At 67.2% G+C, this 14,885-nt stretch carries 16 protein-coding genes; 3 read left to right on the top strand and 13 right to left on the bottom strand.

Going from position 1 to position 14,885, the window contains the following annotated elements; all coding sequences use genetic code 11:
* Positions 1–11: 11 nt before the first annotated feature.
* Genes ACVWZN_RS02300 through ACVWZN_RS02325 form a run of 6 tightly spaced genes read right to left on the bottom strand, consistent with a single transcriptional unit; the run spans position 12 to position 5,883 of the window.
* The gene (locus tag ACVWZN_RS02300) at positions 12–1,298 is read right to left on the bottom strand and encodes an amidohydrolase family protein (RefSeq protein ID WP_456952436.1); all 1,287 of its coding nucleotides are present in this window, start codon (positions 1,296–1,298) and stop codon (positions 12–14) included.
* 1 nt (position 1,299) lies between these two features.
* A complete protein-coding gene (locus ACVWZN_RS02305; protein ID WP_456952437.1) occupies positions 1,300–1,791 on the bottom strand; it encodes a GNAT family N-acetyltransferase in 492 nt (163 codons plus the stop codon).
* Complete coding sequence (locus ACVWZN_RS02310) at positions 1,788–2,684, bottom strand: hydroxymethylglutaryl-CoA lyase (RefSeq protein ID WP_456952438.1); 897 nt, start codon at positions 2,682–2,684, stop codon at positions 1,788–1,790. Before ACVWZN_RS02310 ends, ACVWZN_RS02305 begins: the two co-directional genes overlap by 4 nt.
* Positions 2,681–4,684, bottom strand: a complete 2,004-nt coding sequence (locus ACVWZN_RS02315; RefSeq protein WP_456952439.1) for an acetyl-CoA carboxylase biotin carboxylase subunit — start codon at positions 4,682–4,684, stop codon at positions 2,681–2,683. The genes ACVWZN_RS02310 and ACVWZN_RS02315 overlap by 4 nt, the downstream gene beginning before the upstream one ends.
* Positions 4,684–5,088 (bottom strand): VOC family protein, encoded by a 405-nt coding sequence (locus ACVWZN_RS02320; RefSeq protein ID WP_456952440.1) that lies wholly within the window; start codon positions 5,086–5,088, stop codon positions 4,684–4,686. The genes ACVWZN_RS02315 and ACVWZN_RS02320 overlap by 1 nt, the downstream gene beginning before the upstream one ends.
* Positions 5,089–5,097: 9 nt before the next feature.
* Entirely contained in the window at positions 5,098–5,883 is a 786-nt protein-coding gene (locus ACVWZN_RS02325) for an enoyl-CoA hydratase-related protein (RefSeq protein WP_456952441.1), read from the bottom strand.
* 119 nt (positions 5,884–6,002) lie between these two features.
* On the opposite strand from ACVWZN_RS02325, the gene ACVWZN_RS02330 reads away from it, so the two are divergent.
* From ACVWZN_RS02330 to ACVWZN_RS02340, 3 genes are read left to right on the top strand one after another with little or no spacing between them, the layout of a single operon-like run.
* Positions 6,003–6,299 (top strand): FeoA family protein, encoded by a 297-nt coding sequence (locus ACVWZN_RS02330; RefSeq protein WP_456954689.1) that lies wholly within the window; start codon positions 6,003–6,005, stop codon positions 6,297–6,299.
* Positions 6,296–8,167, top strand: a complete 1,872-nt coding sequence (gene feoB / locus ACVWZN_RS02335) for a ferrous iron transport protein B (protein WP_456952442.1) — start codon at positions 6,296–6,298, stop codon at positions 8,165–8,167. The genes ACVWZN_RS02330 and feoB overlap by 4 nt, the downstream gene beginning before the upstream one ends.
* Complete coding sequence (locus ACVWZN_RS02340; protein ID WP_456952443.1) at positions 8,164–8,406, top strand: DUF6587 family protein; 243 nt, start codon at positions 8,164–8,166, stop codon at positions 8,404–8,406. The genes feoB and ACVWZN_RS02340 overlap by 4 nt, the downstream gene beginning before the upstream one ends.
* A gap of 1 nt (position 8,407) precedes the next feature.
* Here the strand turns inward: ACVWZN_RS02340 and ACVWZN_RS02345 are convergent, their stop codons facing one another.
* From ACVWZN_RS02345 to ACVWZN_RS02375, 7 genes are all read right to left on the bottom strand, one after another.
* Positions 8,408–8,758: a hypothetical protein gene (locus ACVWZN_RS02345; protein WP_027082719.1), complete on the bottom strand. Its 351-nt coding sequence runs from the start codon at positions 8,756–8,758 to the stop codon at positions 8,408–8,410.
* Positions 8,755–9,315 carry a bactofilin family protein gene (locus tag ACVWZN_RS02350; RefSeq protein WP_456952444.1) on the bottom strand — a complete coding sequence of 187 codons (561 nt, stop codon included), beginning with the start codon at positions 9,313–9,315 and terminating at the stop codon, positions 8,755–8,757. The genes ACVWZN_RS02345 and ACVWZN_RS02350 overlap by 4 nt, the downstream gene beginning before the upstream one ends.
* 150 nt (positions 9,316–9,465) lie before the next feature.
* Positions 9,466–11,076, bottom strand: coding sequence for a carboxyl transferase domain-containing protein (locus ACVWZN_RS02355; RefSeq protein WP_456952445.1), 1,611 nt, complete (start codon positions 11,074–11,076; stop codon positions 9,466–9,468).
* 150 nt (positions 11,077–11,226) lie between these two features.
* A complete protein-coding gene (locus tag ACVWZN_RS02360) occupies positions 11,227–11,619 on the bottom strand; it encodes a hypothetical protein (RefSeq protein WP_027082722.1) in 393 nt (130 codons plus the stop codon).
* A 160-nt stretch (positions 11,620–11,779) separates the two neighbouring features.
* A complete protein-coding gene (locus tag ACVWZN_RS02365; RefSeq protein WP_051235011.1) occupies positions 11,780–12,163 on the bottom strand; it encodes a hypothetical protein in 384 nt (127 codons plus the stop codon).
* A gap of 120 nt (positions 12,164–12,283) precedes the next feature.
* Positions 12,284–13,459 carry a thiolase family protein gene (locus ACVWZN_RS02370; RefSeq protein ID WP_456952446.1) on the bottom strand — a complete coding sequence of 392 codons (1,176 nt, stop codon included), beginning with the start codon at positions 13,457–13,459 and terminating at the stop codon, positions 12,284–12,286.
* A 220-nt stretch (positions 13,460–13,679) separates the two neighbouring features.
* Positions 13,680–14,837, bottom strand: coding sequence for an isovaleryl-CoA dehydrogenase (locus tag ACVWZN_RS02375; RefSeq protein WP_456952447.1), 1,158 nt, complete (start codon positions 14,835–14,837; stop codon positions 13,680–13,682).
* Between the last annotated feature and the right edge of the window lie 48 nt (positions 14,838–14,885).

Raw genomic sequence — 14,885 nt, forward strand, 5'->3', positions numbered from 1 at the left:
CAGGTTCCGGCTCAGTGCGACGCCGGCTCGCGGTAGAGCACGCCGTCCTTCGCCACCAGCACCGGCTGGCGCAGCGCGTCGATCGCGACGGTGGGATCGCCTTCGAACGCGGCGAGGTCCGCGCGCAGCCCGACCGCGATGCGGCCGATCCGGTCCTGCTGCTTGAGGATCGCCGCCGCCGTCGACGTGCACGTGCGCATCGCATCGACCGGCGCCATCCCGGCCTTCACCATCAGCGCGGGCTCGCGCCAGTTGTCGCCGTGGCGGAATACGCCTACGTCGCTGCCGCAGCCGATCGTGACGCCCTGCGCCATCGCGGTGCGGAACGCCTTCAGCGACTCCTCGATCTTCGGCGTCGGCGCGGATTGGCCCGGCACGTAGTGGTTGAAGTAGGTCTCGGTCGCCTCGACCGCGGTCAGCGTTGGCATGTACGCGACGTGGCGGTCGTGCATCAGCTTGAACGTCTGCGGCGTGCCGCCGTAACCATGCTCGATGGTGTCGACGCCGGCTTCGATCGCCATGCGCATGCCCGCGTCGCTCGCCGCATGCGCCGCGGCGGGGCGTCCGCCCGTATGCGCGGCTTCGACGATGGCCTTCATCTCGTTCGCGGTGAACGCAGGCTGCGTGCTGCCACCCGGGCCGACGCGATAGTCCGCGTAGAACTTGATCCAGTCGGCGCCGCGACCGGCCTGTTCGCGCACCGCGCGCGTGGCCTCGTCGGTGCCGCTGACTTCCTGCGCGCCGCCCGGCAGGTCGGCATCGGGACGGAAGCCGCGCGGGCCGGGGCCATAGCTGGACGTCGCGACGATCGCGCGCGTCGAAACGAACAGCCGCGGTCCTGCGACGAGGCCTTCGTCGATCGCCCGCTTGAGCGACACGTCGGCGAACCCCGCTCCTTCGGTGCCGAGGTCGCGCAATGTCGTGAAGCCGGAGCGCAGCGTGTCGCCCGCGAACTTGGCCGCTTGCAACGTGCGATACGCTTCGGGCTCCTTCAGCACCTGGTCGTTCCAGCTTTCCTCGTTGTACGGGTGCAGGAACAGGTGCGAGTGCAGGTCGATGAGGCCGGGCGTCAGTGTCGCGTTCGGCAGATCGATGCGGCGTGCGTCGGCCGGTGCGGTGACCGTCGACGCAGGCCCGACCGCCGCGATCGCCCCATCGCGCACCAGCACGACCCAACCTGGATGCGACGCGCCTTCGCCCGTCCACACGCGCGCCGGCGCGAGCAGCAACGTTTCGGCGGACACCGGCATCGCTGCCAGCGACGCCACGCACAGCACCGCAGCCAGCAGACGCGTCATGTCAGAGGTCCTTGAGGTACCAGATGTCGCAGCCGCCGTGGCCGGTCGCGCCCATCGGCATGTCGATGCGACGGAAACCCTTGCGCTCGTACAGACGCATCGCCGCGTCCATGCCCGTAAGCGTTTCGAGGTAGCAGCGTTTGAAGCCGAATTCGCGCGCGGTGTCGAGCGACTTCTCCATCACTGCCGCGCCTGCGCCGAGCCCGCGCGCGGTCGGAAGGAAATACATCTTGCGCAGCTCGCAGGTGTCGGTGTCGCCGCCTTCGAGCGGTGCAACCCCACCACCGCCGACGACTTCGCCATTCACCTCGACGACGAAGTACGCGCTGCGCTCGCCCGAATACGCGCGATGCATCCAGTCGACTTCGGGGTCATTGATCGCGAAACCGGAACCGCATGCGCCGAATTCCGGCATGACGGTGCGGATGATGCGCGCGATGGCCGAGTCGTCGCGCGGCCCGATGGGGCGGATCGTGTATTCGGCAGGTTTCATTCGTTGCTCCCGCGTGCGCGGGTGACTTTGCTGGAGGTTTCGCGGCCGAGCAGGGCGGCGAGCCAGCGACCGGTATCGACGAGCGCGTCGAGGTCGACGCCGGTCGTCATGCCCATGCCGTGCAGCATGTAGACGACGTCCTCGCTGGCGACGTTGCCGCTCGCGCCCTTCGCGTACGGGCAGCCGCCGGTGCCGGACACGGCGGAATCGACGACGCGCACGCCTTCTTCGAGACAGGCGAGGATGTTGGCGAGCGCCTGACCGTAGGTGTCGTGGAAGTGCACGGCGAGCGCCTGCATCGGAATTTCGCTCGCGACATCACGCAGCATCGCTCGCGCCTTCGACGGGGTGCCGACACCGATCGTGTCGCCCAGCGAAACTTCCTCGCAGCCCATCGCGTGAAGTGCCTTTGCGACGCGCACAACGTCGGCCACCGGTACTTCGCCCTGGTAGGGGCAGCCCAGCACGGTCGACACATAGCCGCGCACACGCACGCCGTCCGCCTTCGCGCGCTCCATCACCGGCGCGAAGCGCTCCAGCGACTCGTCGATCGACGCATTGATGTTCTTGCGGTTGAACGCTTCGGACGCCGCGGTGAACACGGCGATATGCGTGACGCCGACTTCGCGCGCTCGCTCGTAGCCCTGCAGGTTCGGAACCAGCACCGGATAGTCGACACCGCTGCGGCGCGTGATGCCGCGATAGACGTCGGCAGCATCCGCAAGCTGCGGCACCCACTTCGGGCTGACGAAGCTGGTGGCTTCGACGACCGACAGGCCGGTCGCGGAAAGCCGGTCGATCAGCGCGATCTTGTCGGCCGTCGAGATGATGGCCTTCTCGTTCTGCAGCCCATCGCGCGGGCCGACCTCGACGATGCGGACGAAGTCGCTCATTCGACGTGCTCCAGCACGACCAGCGCCGCATCGGCTTCGACGAAGTCCCCCGCAGCACCACGCACTTCGGCGATCACGCCGTCGCGGGGCGATTTCAGGCTCAGCTCCATCTTCATGGCTTCAATCACCATCACTTCCTGGCCGGCCGTCACCTTGTCGCCCGGCTGCACGCGCGCGACCACGATGCGGCCCGGCATCGGCGCAGCAATGCGATCGGTGCCGCCTTCGCCTGCGCCATGGTGCGTGTCGTGCAGTGGCGCGGCGGAAATTGCGAGGCGATGCGAGCCGTCATGCACCGACCATGAGCCGCGACCCGCGCCGACTTGGACGCGCATCGCGTCACCGTCGAGACGGAAGCTCAGTGCTTCGCCTTCCAGACGCGCCCCTTCGATCGCGTAGACGCGGCCGTCGTGCTCGATGCGGTACGTGCCGCCGTTTCCACCTGCACGTAGCACCGTGCGCTCACCGCGATGTTCGACCGCGATACGCGCCAGCGCAGCGTCGCCGATGCGCCAGCTGTCTGGCGTCGCCCACGGCGATGTCGGATCGTTCGATGCCGCGTTGCACCCGCGCGCGCCACGTTCGTGCGAGATGAGACGCGCAACGACCGCAGCGACGAAATGTCGCGCGTCATCGGAATCGGATGCACCGATAAATTCGTCGAGGTGACGATCGAGATATCCCGTGTCGATCGTGCCGTTCACCACTGCCGGATGACGCACGAGCCGTTCGAGGAACTCGATGTTCGACTTCGGCCCCGCGATCTCGCACTGCGCAAGCGCGCTGCGCATCCGCGCGAGCGCCTGCGTGCGATCCGCGCCATGCACGATCAGCTTGGCGATCATCGGGTCGTAAAAGATCGTGACGGTGTCGCCTTCGACCACGCCCGAATCGACGCGCACGCCTTCGGTCGCGGTCGGCAAACGCAGGCGTTCCAGGCGGCCGGAACCGGGCAGGAAGCCTGCATCCGGATCCTCCGCATACAGGCGCACTTCGATCGCATGCCCGCTTTGCGTCAGCGATTCCTGCGTGCGGGGCAGAGGGTCGCCGGACGCAACGCGAAGCTGCCATTCGACGAGATCGAGTCCCGTCACCATCTCGGTGACCGGATGCTCCACCTGCAGTCGCGTGTTGATCTCCATGAAATAGAAACCGCCGTCCTGCCCGACGATGAACTCGACGGTGCCAGCGTTGACGTAATCGATCGCGCGCGCGGCCTGCACGGCAGCGTCGCCCATCGCGCGGCGCAGCTCGGGCGTCAGGAAGGGCGAGGGCGATTCCTCTAGCACCTTCTGATAGCGGCGTTGCGCGGAGCATTCGCGCTCGAACAGGTGCATCGCGTTGCCGTGGCGATCGGCGAATACCTGGATCTCGATGTGGCGCGGCTGCTCGATGTAGCGCTCGAGCAGCACGCGATCGCGACCGAACGCATTGCGCGCTTCGCGTTGGCAGCTCTCGAGGTTCGGCAGGAATTCCTGCGACGACCGCACGATGCGCATGCCCTTGCCGCCGCCGCCGTGCGCGGCCTTGATCATCAGCGGATAGCCGATGCGGTCGGCCTCGCGCTGTAGTACGTCGTTCGACTGGTCCTCACCGGTGTAACCCGGCACGACGGGCACGCCGGCCGCGTGCATCAAATCCTTCGCGCCGGCCTTGCTGCCCATCTTGCGCATCGATGCCGCGGGCGGGCCGATGAAGACGAGGCCCGCGGCTTCCACCGCATCGGCGAAGTCCGCGTTCTCGCTGAGGAAGCCGTAGCCGGGATGGATGGCCTGCGCGCCGCTCTTGAGTGCGACTTCGAGGATCGCATCACCACGCAGATACGACTCCTGCGGACGCGGCCCACCGACGCGGTACGCCTCGTCCGCCTGACGCACGTGCTGGGCATCGGCGTCGGCATCGGAATACACCGCGACGGTACGAATGCCGAGCGCACGAGAGGTGCGCATGACGCGGCAGGCGATCTCGCCGCGATTGGCGATCAGGATCTTCTCGAACATCAGGACGCTTCCGGCCGGCGGCAGACCGCTTCGATGTTGTGGCCGTCCAGATCGATCACGAACGCGCCGTAATAGCCCCGGTGGTACTGCGGACGCGGGCCGGGCGGACCGTTGTCGCGTGCACCCGCGGCGAGTGCCGCGGCGTGGAACGCATCGACATCCGCACGCGACGCGGCGGCGAACGCGATGTGCAGCCCGTCGCGCGTCACCGCATCGTCGGTTCGCGTGCCGATCCAGAACGCGGGCATGCCGTCGCGACCGAAGCCCGCATGCCGCGTGCCGTTGCCGGACATTTCCGGCGTCACGTCCTTGATGGGCGCGTAGCCGAGCGGGGCGAGGACGGCGGTGTAGAACGCATGGCTCGCGTCGAAATCGCGGACGCTGATGCCGAGGTGATCGATCATGGGGTCATCTCAGGAATGCCAGCTGGGCTTGCGCTTTTCGAGGAACGCCCCGAGGCCTTCCTGACCTTCGGGCGAAACGCGCAGGCGGGCGATGAGGTCGGCGTTGTCGGCGTCGTGGCTTGTGCGATCGGTGTGCGATGCAACGCGGCGCACCAGCGATTTCGCTTCCGCGGCGGCGACCGGGCCGGCTTTCAGTAGCAGGTCGATCTGTCGTTGCACGGCGGCGTCGAGCGCAGATTCGTCATCGACGATCTCGTGCAGCAAGCCGATGCGATAGGCCGTCGCGGCGTCGAACAATTCGGCGGTGGCAAACCAGCGACGTGACTCGCGCGCGCCGATCGCTTCGATCACGTAAGGGGAGATCACCGCAGGCAGCAGGCCGAGCTTGCTCTCGGTCAGGCCGAACTTCGCATTCGTGGTCGCCAATGCGATGTCGCAGCAGGCCACCAGCCCGACACCGCCACCGAACGCCGCGCCGTGCACGCGGGCGATGGTCGGCTTCGGCAGCTCGTCGAGCGTGCGCATGAGGCGGGCGAGGGCGAGGGCGTCGCGACGGTTTTCGTCCTCGCCGGCCGCCGCCATGCCGCGCATCCAGTTGAGGTCCGCGCCGGCCGAGAACGACGCGCCTTCCCCTTCGATCACCACGACGCGCACGTCCGGGTCGCGCGCCACCGCGTCCAGCGCGCCAGTCAAAGCGGCGATCACCGTGGCGTCGAAAGCGTTGTGCAGCTGCGGCCGGTTGAGTCTCAGGCGGGCGACGGCGCCCTCGCGCAGATGGAGCAGGGGGTGGCTCATGGACGGGCGTCGGCGGGAGGCACCGGATGATAGCCGGTCGATCGTGCGCGCCTTCAGCATCCGGGCGGCCGTGCCGGTGTTAGAATGAGAACAATTCCCATTTGGGTCGACGCGCCGTCGTGAGACTGTCCGAGCTGCCTTTCCGCACCGCGGCGACGGTCGTCGCCGTCGAGGACGCGATGCCGAACGACCTCGTGGCCCGGCGCCTGCGCGAGCTCGGCTTCGTCGGCGGCGAGCAGGTCGAGGTCATTGCAGCCGGTCCGGTCGGCGCGGAGCCGCTGCTGGTCCAGATCGGTTTCACCCGCTTCGCGCTACGCCGTCGCGAGGCGGACCGGATCAAGGTGCGTCTGACGGAAGCCGTTCCCGCCGACGCCGAACCGGCGCGCGATTCCGAACCCGAGGCGGTGCAGGCATGAGCGTCGAGGCCGGCACGTTGCGGCTCGCGCTGGTCGGCAATCCCAATTGCGGGAAGACCGCGCTGTTCAATCGCCTGACTGGCAGCCGCCAGAAGGTCGCCAACTACGCGGGCGTCACCGTCGAGCGCAAGGAAGGCCGCTTCTCCGCGCCGTCCGGTCGCGAATACGTGGTACTCGACCTGCCGGGCGCGTACAGCCTGCAGGCCGCCAGCCTCGACGAAGCGGTGACGCGCGATCTCTGTCGCGGCTTCTATCCGGGCGAACCGGCGCCAGACGTCATCGTCTGCGTGGTCGACGCCACCAACCTGCGCCTGCACCTGCGGTTCGCGCTGGAAGTGCGCGAACTCGGCCGGCCGATGATCGTCGCGGTCAACATGATGGATGCGGCGAAGCGTCGCGGTATCGAGGTCGATCTTGCGGCGCTCGAGCGCGAACTCGGCGTGCCGGTGGTGCCAACCATCGCGGTGCGCAACGGTGGCGCGAAGGAACTGGTCGACGCGATCGATCGCGGCAGCGCATCGATGCCGCCCATCGACCTGCACAATGCAGGCAGCAGCGCGACCGACATCGATGCGCTCCACGCACGGACGCGCGCAATCCTCAACGCAGCCGTGCGCATGCCGCGCCGCACCGCGAAGATCGACGACGCGCTCGATCGCTGGTTGCTGCATCCAGTCGTTGGCTTGCTCGCGTTCGTCGCGGTGATGTTCCTGATCTTCCAGGCGGTGTACGTCTGGGCGACGCCGGTCGCCGACCTGATCGACGCGGGCGCGACGTGGCTGGCAACTGCCGTCAGCACCACGCTGCCGCCCGGACCGCTCACGAGCCTGCTAGGCGACGGCGTGATCAAGGGCGCCGGTAGCGTTGTCGTGTTCCTGCCGCAGATCCTCGTGCTGTTCTTCTTCATCCTCGCGCTCGAGGAGTCCGGCTACCTGCCACGCGCGGCGTTCCTGCTCGATCGCACGATGGCGGCGGCGGGTTTGTCGGGACGATCGTTCATCCCGTTGCTGTCGAGCTTTGCCTGCGCGATTCCCGGAATCATGGCGACGCGCTCGATCCAGGATCCGCGCGATCGCCTCGCCACGATTCTCGTCGCGCCGCTGATGACGTGTTCGGCGCGCTTGCCGGTTTACGCGTTGCTGATCGGCGCCTTCATTCCGCGCCGCCAGGTGTTCGGCGTGCTCAACCTGCAGGGGCTCGTGCTGTTCGCGCTGTACGCGGCGGGCATCCTGAGCGCGCTGTCGGTGGCGTGGGTCATGAAGAAGTGGCGTCGCGACAAGGGCGAGCATCCGCTGATGCTCGAGCTTCCGTCGTATCGCGTGCCGCACCCGCGCGACCTCGCCATCGGCCTGTGGGAGCGTGCGTCAATCTTCCTGAAGCGCGTCGGCGGCATCATCCTCGCGCTGACGGTGCTGCTATGGGTGTTGTTGACGTTCCCGACGCCGCCCGCGGGTTTCAGCGGTTCCGCGACCGACTACAGCTTCGCTGGCCGCATCGGTCACGCGATGACGTCGGTGTTCGCGCCGCTCGGCTTCAACTGGCAGATCTGCATCGCGCTGGTGCCCGGACTCGCGGCGCGCGAAGTCGCGGTGGCATCGCTGGCGACGGTCTACGCGCTGGCGAATGCGAACGATCCAAACGCGGCGGAATCGCTCTCTCCGATCATCGCGCAGGGCTGGTCGCTGGCGACCGCGCTGTCGTTGCTGGTCTGGTACATCTACGCGCCGCAGTGCATCTCGACGCTCGCCACGATCCGTCGCGAAACGAATTCGTGGAAGCAGGTCGGCATCGCTGCGGGCTACCTGTTCGCGCTCGCCTACCTGGCGTCGCTGCTGACCTACCAGGTCGCGCACGCGATGGGTGCATGACGATGAACACCGGCATCGTGCTGCAGCAGATCATCGTCGCGCTCGCGGTGGTCGCGAGCGCGGTCTACGTCTTCCGTACGCGGTTGCCGGGAACGTCGCGACGACTGCGTGGCTGGCTCGCGATCCGCATGATCGACAGCGGTTCGGCGTCGATAGCGAAACTCGGTCGTCGCCTCGCACCCGCACCGCGAATCCAGGACGGCTGCGGCAGCTGCGACGGCTGCGAAACCAAGCGCTGACTCAGCGGCGCCGGCCTTTGCCGGCCGGCACCACGTTCGTCTCAACGGACACGCTGAAGGTGCGGCTCTGCGTGCCTTCGAGCGCGCCGACGCCGACGACCTTGCGGTCGACTTCCTCGCCGCGCTCGTTACGGATCACCATCACCATCGTGTACTCGACGGCTTCGCCCGGGCGATCCGAGCGAAGCGAACCTTCGACCGCGAGCGATGTCGTCCGCTCGGCTTCCTTCGGCGCATCGAAGCGCAAATGGTGCTTGCACCCCGGACAGACGCTCGCGGTTTCGAGGATGGTCGTCCTGCAGTGCGGACAGGTCCGTGTCGCACCCGGCGTACCGGGCCGGACAGCACTCATGCCGCGCTGTCGGCGCCCGTCTTGTCACCGTTGGGCTTGCGACCGTTGGCCGCGTCGTCCCAACCGAACTCGACCATGCCGCGCATGCGCGCGCCGGGCGCGACGGTGACTGTGCCGGCCTTGACGTCGCCGACCATCGAGCCGCTTTCGACGACTTCGACGCGCTGTGCCGACTCGACATTGCCTTCGAGCTCGCCGGCCACGATCACACGACGCGCCTTGACGCCGCCGTTGACGCGCGCGCCGACTTCGATCGTCAGGTCGCCTTCGACCGCGATGTCACCGGTGAAACGACCCGCGACGCGAACGCTGCCGGCGCCATTGATCTTGCCTTCGATCGACAGATCGGACGCGATGATCGATTCCTGCGTCGCGCGGGCCGGAACGCGCGCGGCGGTCGGTGCGGGAGCAGGGGAGATCGCCGGATTGACGGAGGCCGAGGCCGGCGTCGTAGCGAACGCGAACTCGTTCGGCGACGGATCCTTGCCGAGCGCCGTTTCCGGCTGCGGCGCAGGCAGATCGCGCTTGTTGGTGTTGGTATTCGGGAAAATCGCCATCGGTGTCCCTCGGGGGCGGGAAGTGAAGGCCGAGCCTATCACGCGGTCTTGACCCCAAAACCGTGACCCAAGGCCCCGTACTGACGCTAGGCGTCACCGCAACGTGTGAGCCCTGCGCCGCGTTCGATACGGTTCAGGTCGCGGCTCGACCTACATCCGGAACACGCCGAAGCGCGTGCGATCTTCGATGGGTGCATTGAGCGATGCCGAGATCCCGAGGCCGAGCACGCGGCGGGTGTCGGCCGGGTCGATGATGCCGTCGTCCCACAGCCGGGCGGTGGCGTAGTACGGGTTTCCCTGCGACTCGTACTGGTCGCGGATCGGCGCCTTGAAAGCTTCTTCGTCTTCAGAGCTCCACGATTTGCCAGCGCCTTCGAGCGCATCGCGACGCACCGTCGCCAACACGCTCGCGGCCTGCTCGCCGCCCATCACCGAGATGCGCGCGTTCGGCCACATCCATAGGAATCGCGCGCCGTATGCGCGGCCGCACATCGCGTAGTTGCCGGCGCCGAAGCTGCCGCCGATGACGACGGTGAACTTCGGCACGTGCGAACACGCCACCGCGGTCACCATCTTCGCGCCGTCCTTCGCGATGCCCGCGTTCTCGTACTTGCGGCCGACCATGAAGCCGGTGATGTTCTGCAGGAACACCAGCGGAATGCCGCGCTGGTTGCAGAGCTCGATGAAGTGCGCACCCTTGAGTGCGCTCTCGGCGAACAGGATGCCGTTGTTGGCGACGATGCCGACCGGATAGCCGTGCAGGTGCGCGAAACCGGTGACCAGCGTCTTGCCGTAGCGCGCCTTGAATTCCTGGAATTCGCTGCCGTCGACGATGCGCGCGATCACTTCGCGGATGTCGAACGGACGACGCGCATCCTTCGGCACGATGCCGTAAAGCTCATCGGCTGGATGCAGCGGCTCGCGCGAGGGAATCGATGCAACGGGCAACACCTTGCGACGATTGAAGCTCTTCACGATGTCGCGCGCGATCTGCAGTGCATGGTCGTCGTCCTGCGCGAAGTGATCGGCCACGCCCGACACACTCGTGTGCACGTCCGCGCCACCGAGCGCTTCGGCGTCGACGACTTCGCCCGTTGCGGCTTTCACCAGCGGCGGGCCGCCGAGGAAGATCGTGCCCTGTTCCTTGACGATGACGCTCTCGTCGCACATCGCCGGCACGTAGGCGCCGCCCGCGGTGCAGCTGCCCATCACCACCGCGACCTGCGGAATGTTGACCGCCGACATGCGCGCCTGGTTGTAAAAGATGCGGCCGAAATGTTCCTTGTCGGGAAATACCTCGTCCTGCAACGGAAGGAATGCACCGCCGGAATCCACGAGGTAGATGCAGGGCAGGTTGTTCTCGAGCGCGACTTCCTGCGCACGAAGATGCTTCTTCACCGTCATCGGGAAGTAGGTGCCGCCCTTGACGGTCGCGTCGTTCGCGACGATCACGACTTCCTGCCCCATGACGCGACCGATGCCGCAGAGCACCCCGGCGGCGGGCGCTGCGTCGTCGTACATGCCTTCCGCGGCAAGCGGTGCGATCTCGAGGAAGGGCGAGCCTTCGTCGAGCAACGTCGTGATGCGATCGCGCGCCAGCAGCTTGCCGCGCGACACGTGCTTCTCGCGCGCTTTCGCTCCGCCACCTTCCGCGGCGCGTGCAAGACGCTGCCTCAGCTCATCGACGAGTGCGCGGTGATGCTCGACGTTCTGCTGGAAATCCGCAGAGCGCGGGTCGATCTGGCTTTCGATGACGGGCATGGGCGCTTGGTGCGTAAGGGACGCGCGATCAAACCACATGGCGGCACGTCGGGCCAGCCGTGCGCCGACGTCGCGACGCGTGCGTGGCGTCGCGCCTGAAACGAAGAAGGCCCGCTTTCGCGGGCCTTCAGTACTTCGAGATCGATGCGATTACTTCTTCGCGTCGGCCTTGGCTTCTTCCGCAGCAGCGTCGGCCTTGTTGGCGACGTTCTGGGCAGCGTCGGCGGTGTTCTGCGCGGCGGTGGCGGTGGCGTTGGCAGCCGTAGCGGCAGCGTCGTTCGCAGCAGCAGCGGCATGGTCGGCAGCGTTGTCGACAGCCTGGCCAGCCTGTGCAGCGGCTTCGCCAGTGGCAGCGGCGGCGGCGTCGGCGCCTTCGGCGGCGGCGTTGCCGGCGGCGGCGGCGGCGTCAGCAGCCTTGTCGCCAGCGTTCTGGGCGGCAGCGGCAGCCTGGTCGGCTTCGTTCTGCGCGGTCGGGGTGTCGTTCTTGCAAGCCGACAGCGAGAGGGCAGCAGCGACGAGGAGGACGAAAAGCTTGGTATTCATGTGCAGTCTCCTAGGAGTTGTCTGAAACGAGATATCACTACAGTCAGGCAACGCCAGTGCGCGCATCACTCCGGACGAGCCGGCTTATCGTTCACTGACCATGGAAAAAGCCGCCGGATGACCGACGGCTTTTCCAAATGCTACAGCAGCCTTCGAAGAATTACTTCTTCTCGGGAGCTGCCGGCGTAGCGGCCGGGGCGGTGTCCGGCTTGGCAGCCTGGGCAGCGTCCTTGGCAGCGTCAGCAGCGTCGGCAGCCTTGTCGGCGGCGTCGGCAGCGTTGTCAGCCTGGCCAGCGGTCGGAGCAGCGGCAGCGGCGTCAGCCGAGGTCGCAGCAGCGTCAGCAGCCTTGGCGGCGGTGTCAGCGGCAGCCTGCGCAGCGCCAGCAGCGTTCGGATCCGTAGCGGCGGTCGCGTCGGCAGCGGCCTGAGCCGTCGCGGCGTCCTGCTGCGCCTGAGCGGCGGAGTCGGCAGCCTGGTCCTTGTTCGAGCAAGCGGTCAGAGCCAGGCCCAGGGCCAGGGCGATCAGCGCCTTGTTGGTGTTCATCGGGTCAATTCCTCGTCGTGTGGTTTGGCAACGCGCATTTGCGCGCCCTAAACATGATGACAAGCGGCTGCGACATGTCAAGCGATCGCTTGACGAGCGGCTTATCACGATTCTTTAACTTCAGATGATTTCGATTGCAAACGCAGTAGCTTCGCCACCGCCGATGCACAGCGATGCTACACCGCGCGTGCCGCCGCGTGCGATGAGAGCGTGAATTAGCGTCACCACAAGTCGCGCACCGCTCGCACCGATCGGATGACCCAGCGCAACAGCACCACCGTTGACGTTGAGCTTGTCGTGCGGGATGCCGAGGTCTTTCATCGGCGCCATCGCGACGCACGCAAAGGCTTCGTTGATCTCGAAGAGGTCGACGTCGTCAACCGTCCAACCCGCTTTTTCCAGCACGCGACGCGTCGCTTCGATCGGTGCAGTCGTGAACCACTCCGGCTCCTGCGCATGGCCCGCATACGCGACGACGCGCGCGATGGGCTTCGCACCCAGACGCTGCGCGGCTTCGGCCGACATCAGCACTGCGGCGGCCGCGCCGTCGGAAATCTTCGACGAGGTCGCGGCGGTGAGCAGGCCTTCCTTGCCGAACGCAGCGCGCAGCGACGGGATCTTCGATGCGTCGATCTTGCCCGGCTCTTCGTCGGTGTCGACCACGACGTCGCCCTTGCGACCCTTCACCGTGACCGGAACGATCTCCGCCTTGAACGCGCCGGACTGCACCGCGTTCTGCGCGCGCTTGACGCTCTCGGCGGCGTAGGCGTCGAGCGTTTCGCGCGTGTATTCGTACTTCATGCAGGCGGCGTCGCCGAACACGCCCATGGCCTTGCCGTCGTAGGGGTTGGTCAGGCCGTCGTGCGCCATGTGGTCGAGCAGTTCGCCCGAGCCATAGCGGATGCCGGTGCGGGAGCCGTTGAGCAGGTGCGGCGCATTGGTCATCGACTCCATACCGCCGGCGACGACGACTTCCGCCGAGCCCGCGCGGATCATGTCGGCGGCCAGCATCATCGCCTTCATGCCGGAGCCGCATACCTTGTTGATGGTGATGCAGGCGGCGGACGTCGGCACGCCCGCGGCGATCGCGGCCTGGCGCGCGGGGGCCTGACCGAGGCCGGCCGGCAGCACGCAGCCCATGATCACTTCCTGCACCGTGTCATTAGCGATGCCGGCCTGCTCCAGCGCACCGCGGATGGCGGTGGCGCCCAGCTCCGGGGTGGGGACGCCGGTGAACTGGCCGAGGAAGGAACCGATGGCGGTGCGCTTGGCACCGACGATGACGACGTCGCTCATGGCGAACTCCGGATAAGGCTGCCGGCGCGGGGCCGGAACCACCCGATTATGCGGCGGCATGTTGCGGTGCCGCAAACCGTGGGAGACCGCAGTGTTTCAGCCATGGGCGTTGGCTCCCCGCCGGGCCCCGCGGTCGGCCCGGGCCGGCGAGCCGCCTGCAAACCGCCAAAACAAAAACGGGCAGCCGAGGCCGCCCGTTTCAGGTATCGCGTGAGACCGGTCAGTCGTTGCCGGCGAACAACTCGCGGCCAATCAGCATGCGCCGGATCTCGTTCGTGCCGGCGCCGATCGCATAGAGCTTGGCGTCGCGCAGCAGGCGGCCGGTCGGGTACTCGTTGATGTAGCCGTTGCCGCCGAGCGACTGGATCGCTTCGAGCGTCACCTGCACGGCGGCTTCCGACGCATGCAGCAGGCAGGACGCCGCATCGACGCGTGACTTGTGTCCGGCGTCGTAGTCACGTGCGACCTGATACGCGAATGCACGGCTCGACTGCAGCGACGTATACATGTCGGCGACCTTGCCCTGCATCAGCCCGAACGTGCCGATGGCCTGGTCGAACTGCTTGCGCTCGCGGACGTAGGGCAGGGTGATGTCGAGCGCCGCCTGCATCAGGCCGAGCGGGCCGCCGGTCAGCACGAGCCGTTCGGTGTTGAGGCCCGACATCAGCACCTTGACGCCGTTGTTGACCTCGCCGAGCACGTTCGCCTGCGGAATCTCGCAGTTGTCGAACACCAGCTCGCAGGTGTTCGAGCCGCGCATGCCGAGCTTGTCGAGCTTCTGCGCCGTGCTGAAACCCTTCATGCCTTTTTCGACGATGAAGGCGGTCATGCACTTGCTGCCCGCGTCCTTGCCGGCGGTACGCATGTAGACGATGAGGACGTCGGCCTCGGGGCCGTTGGTGATCCACATCTTGTTGCCGTTCGCGACCCACACGCCGTCGCGAAGCTCGGCGCGGCAGCTCATCGAGCCGACGACGTCGGACCCCGCACCCGGCTCGCTCATCGCCAGCGCGCCCTTGAACTCGCCGGTGCACAGCTTCGGCAGGTACCTGCTGCGCTGGTCCTCGTTCGCGTTCGCGTAGAGGTTGCTGACGCACAGGTTCGAATGCGCGCCGTACGACAGCCCGACCGAACCGGACGCGCGCGAGATCTCCTCCATCGCGACGAGATGCGCGAGGTAACCCATCTCGCTGCCGCCGTACTCGCCCGGTACCGTCATGCCGAGCAGACCCATCTCGCCGAGCTTCGGCCACAGGTCCTGCGGAAAGACGTTGTCGTGATCGATCTGCGCCGCGCGCGGTGCGATCTCGGCTTCGGCGAAGCGACGCACGGCGTCGCGCAGGGCATCGATCTCTTCACCGAGAGGGAACGGTCGCATCGTCAATCGCCTCGCCTGGTCTGGATTACGTCGCGCGCTACGGCGAAC

The organism is Lysobacter sp. HA35 (genome assembly GCF_054061195.1).

Excerpts from the sequence above, each read along its gene's own strand:
- ACVWZN_RS02300 (WP_456952436.1), bottom strand. The coding sequence starts at position 1,298 with ATGACGCGTCTGCTGGCTGCGGTGCTGTGCGTGGCGTCGCTGGCAGCG.
- ACVWZN_RS02305 (WP_456952437.1), bottom strand. The coding sequence starts at position 1,791 with ATGAAACCTGCCGAATACACGATCCGCCCCATCGGGCCGCGCGACGAC.
- ACVWZN_RS02310 (WP_456952438.1), bottom strand. The coding sequence starts at position 2,684 with ATGAGCGACTTCGTCCGCATCGTCGAGGTCGGCCCGCGCGATGGGCTG.
- ACVWZN_RS02315 (WP_456952439.1), bottom strand. The coding sequence starts at position 4,684 with ATGTTCGAGAAGATCCTGATCGCCAATCGCGGCGAGATCGCCTGCCGC.
- ACVWZN_RS02320 (WP_456952440.1), bottom strand. The coding sequence starts at position 5,088 with ATGATCGATCACCTCGGCATCAGCGTCCGCGATTTCGACGCGAGCCAT.
- ACVWZN_RS02325 (WP_456952441.1), bottom strand. The coding sequence starts at position 5,883 with ATGAGCCACCCCCTGCTCCATCTGCGCGAGGGCGCCGTCGCCCGCCTG.
- feoB (WP_456952442.1), top strand. The coding sequence starts at position 6,296 with ATGAGCGTCGAGGCCGGCACGTTGCGGCTCGCGCTGGTCGGCAATCCC.
- ACVWZN_RS02340 (WP_456952443.1), top strand. The coding sequence starts at position 8,164 with ATGACGATGAACACCGGCATCGTGCTGCAGCAGATCATCGTCGCGCTC.
- ACVWZN_RS02345 (WP_027082719.1), bottom strand. The coding sequence starts at position 8,758 with ATGAGTGCTGTCCGGCCCGGTACGCCGGGTGCGACACGGACCTGTCCG.
- ACVWZN_RS02350 (WP_456952444.1), bottom strand. The coding sequence starts at position 9,315 with ATGGCGATTTTCCCGAATACCAACACCAACAAGCGCGATCTGCCTGCG.
- ACVWZN_RS02355 (WP_456952445.1), bottom strand. The coding sequence starts at position 11,076 with ATGCCCGTCATCGAAAGCCAGATCGACCCGCGCTCTGCGGATTTCCAG.
- ACVWZN_RS02360 (WP_027082722.1), bottom strand. The coding sequence starts at position 11,619 with ATGAATACCAAGCTTTTCGTCCTCCTCGTCGCTGCTGCCCTCTCGCTG.
- ACVWZN_RS02365 (WP_051235011.1), bottom strand. The coding sequence starts at position 12,163 with ATGAACACCAACAAGGCGCTGATCGCCCTGGCCCTGGGCCTGGCTCTG.
- ACVWZN_RS02370 (WP_456952446.1), bottom strand. The coding sequence starts at position 13,459 with ATGAGCGACGTCGTCATCGTCGGTGCCAAGCGCACCGCCATCGGTTCC.
- ACVWZN_RS02375 (WP_456952447.1), bottom strand. The coding sequence starts at position 14,837 with ATGCGACCGTTCCCTCTCGGTGAAGAGATCGATGCCCTGCGCGACGCC.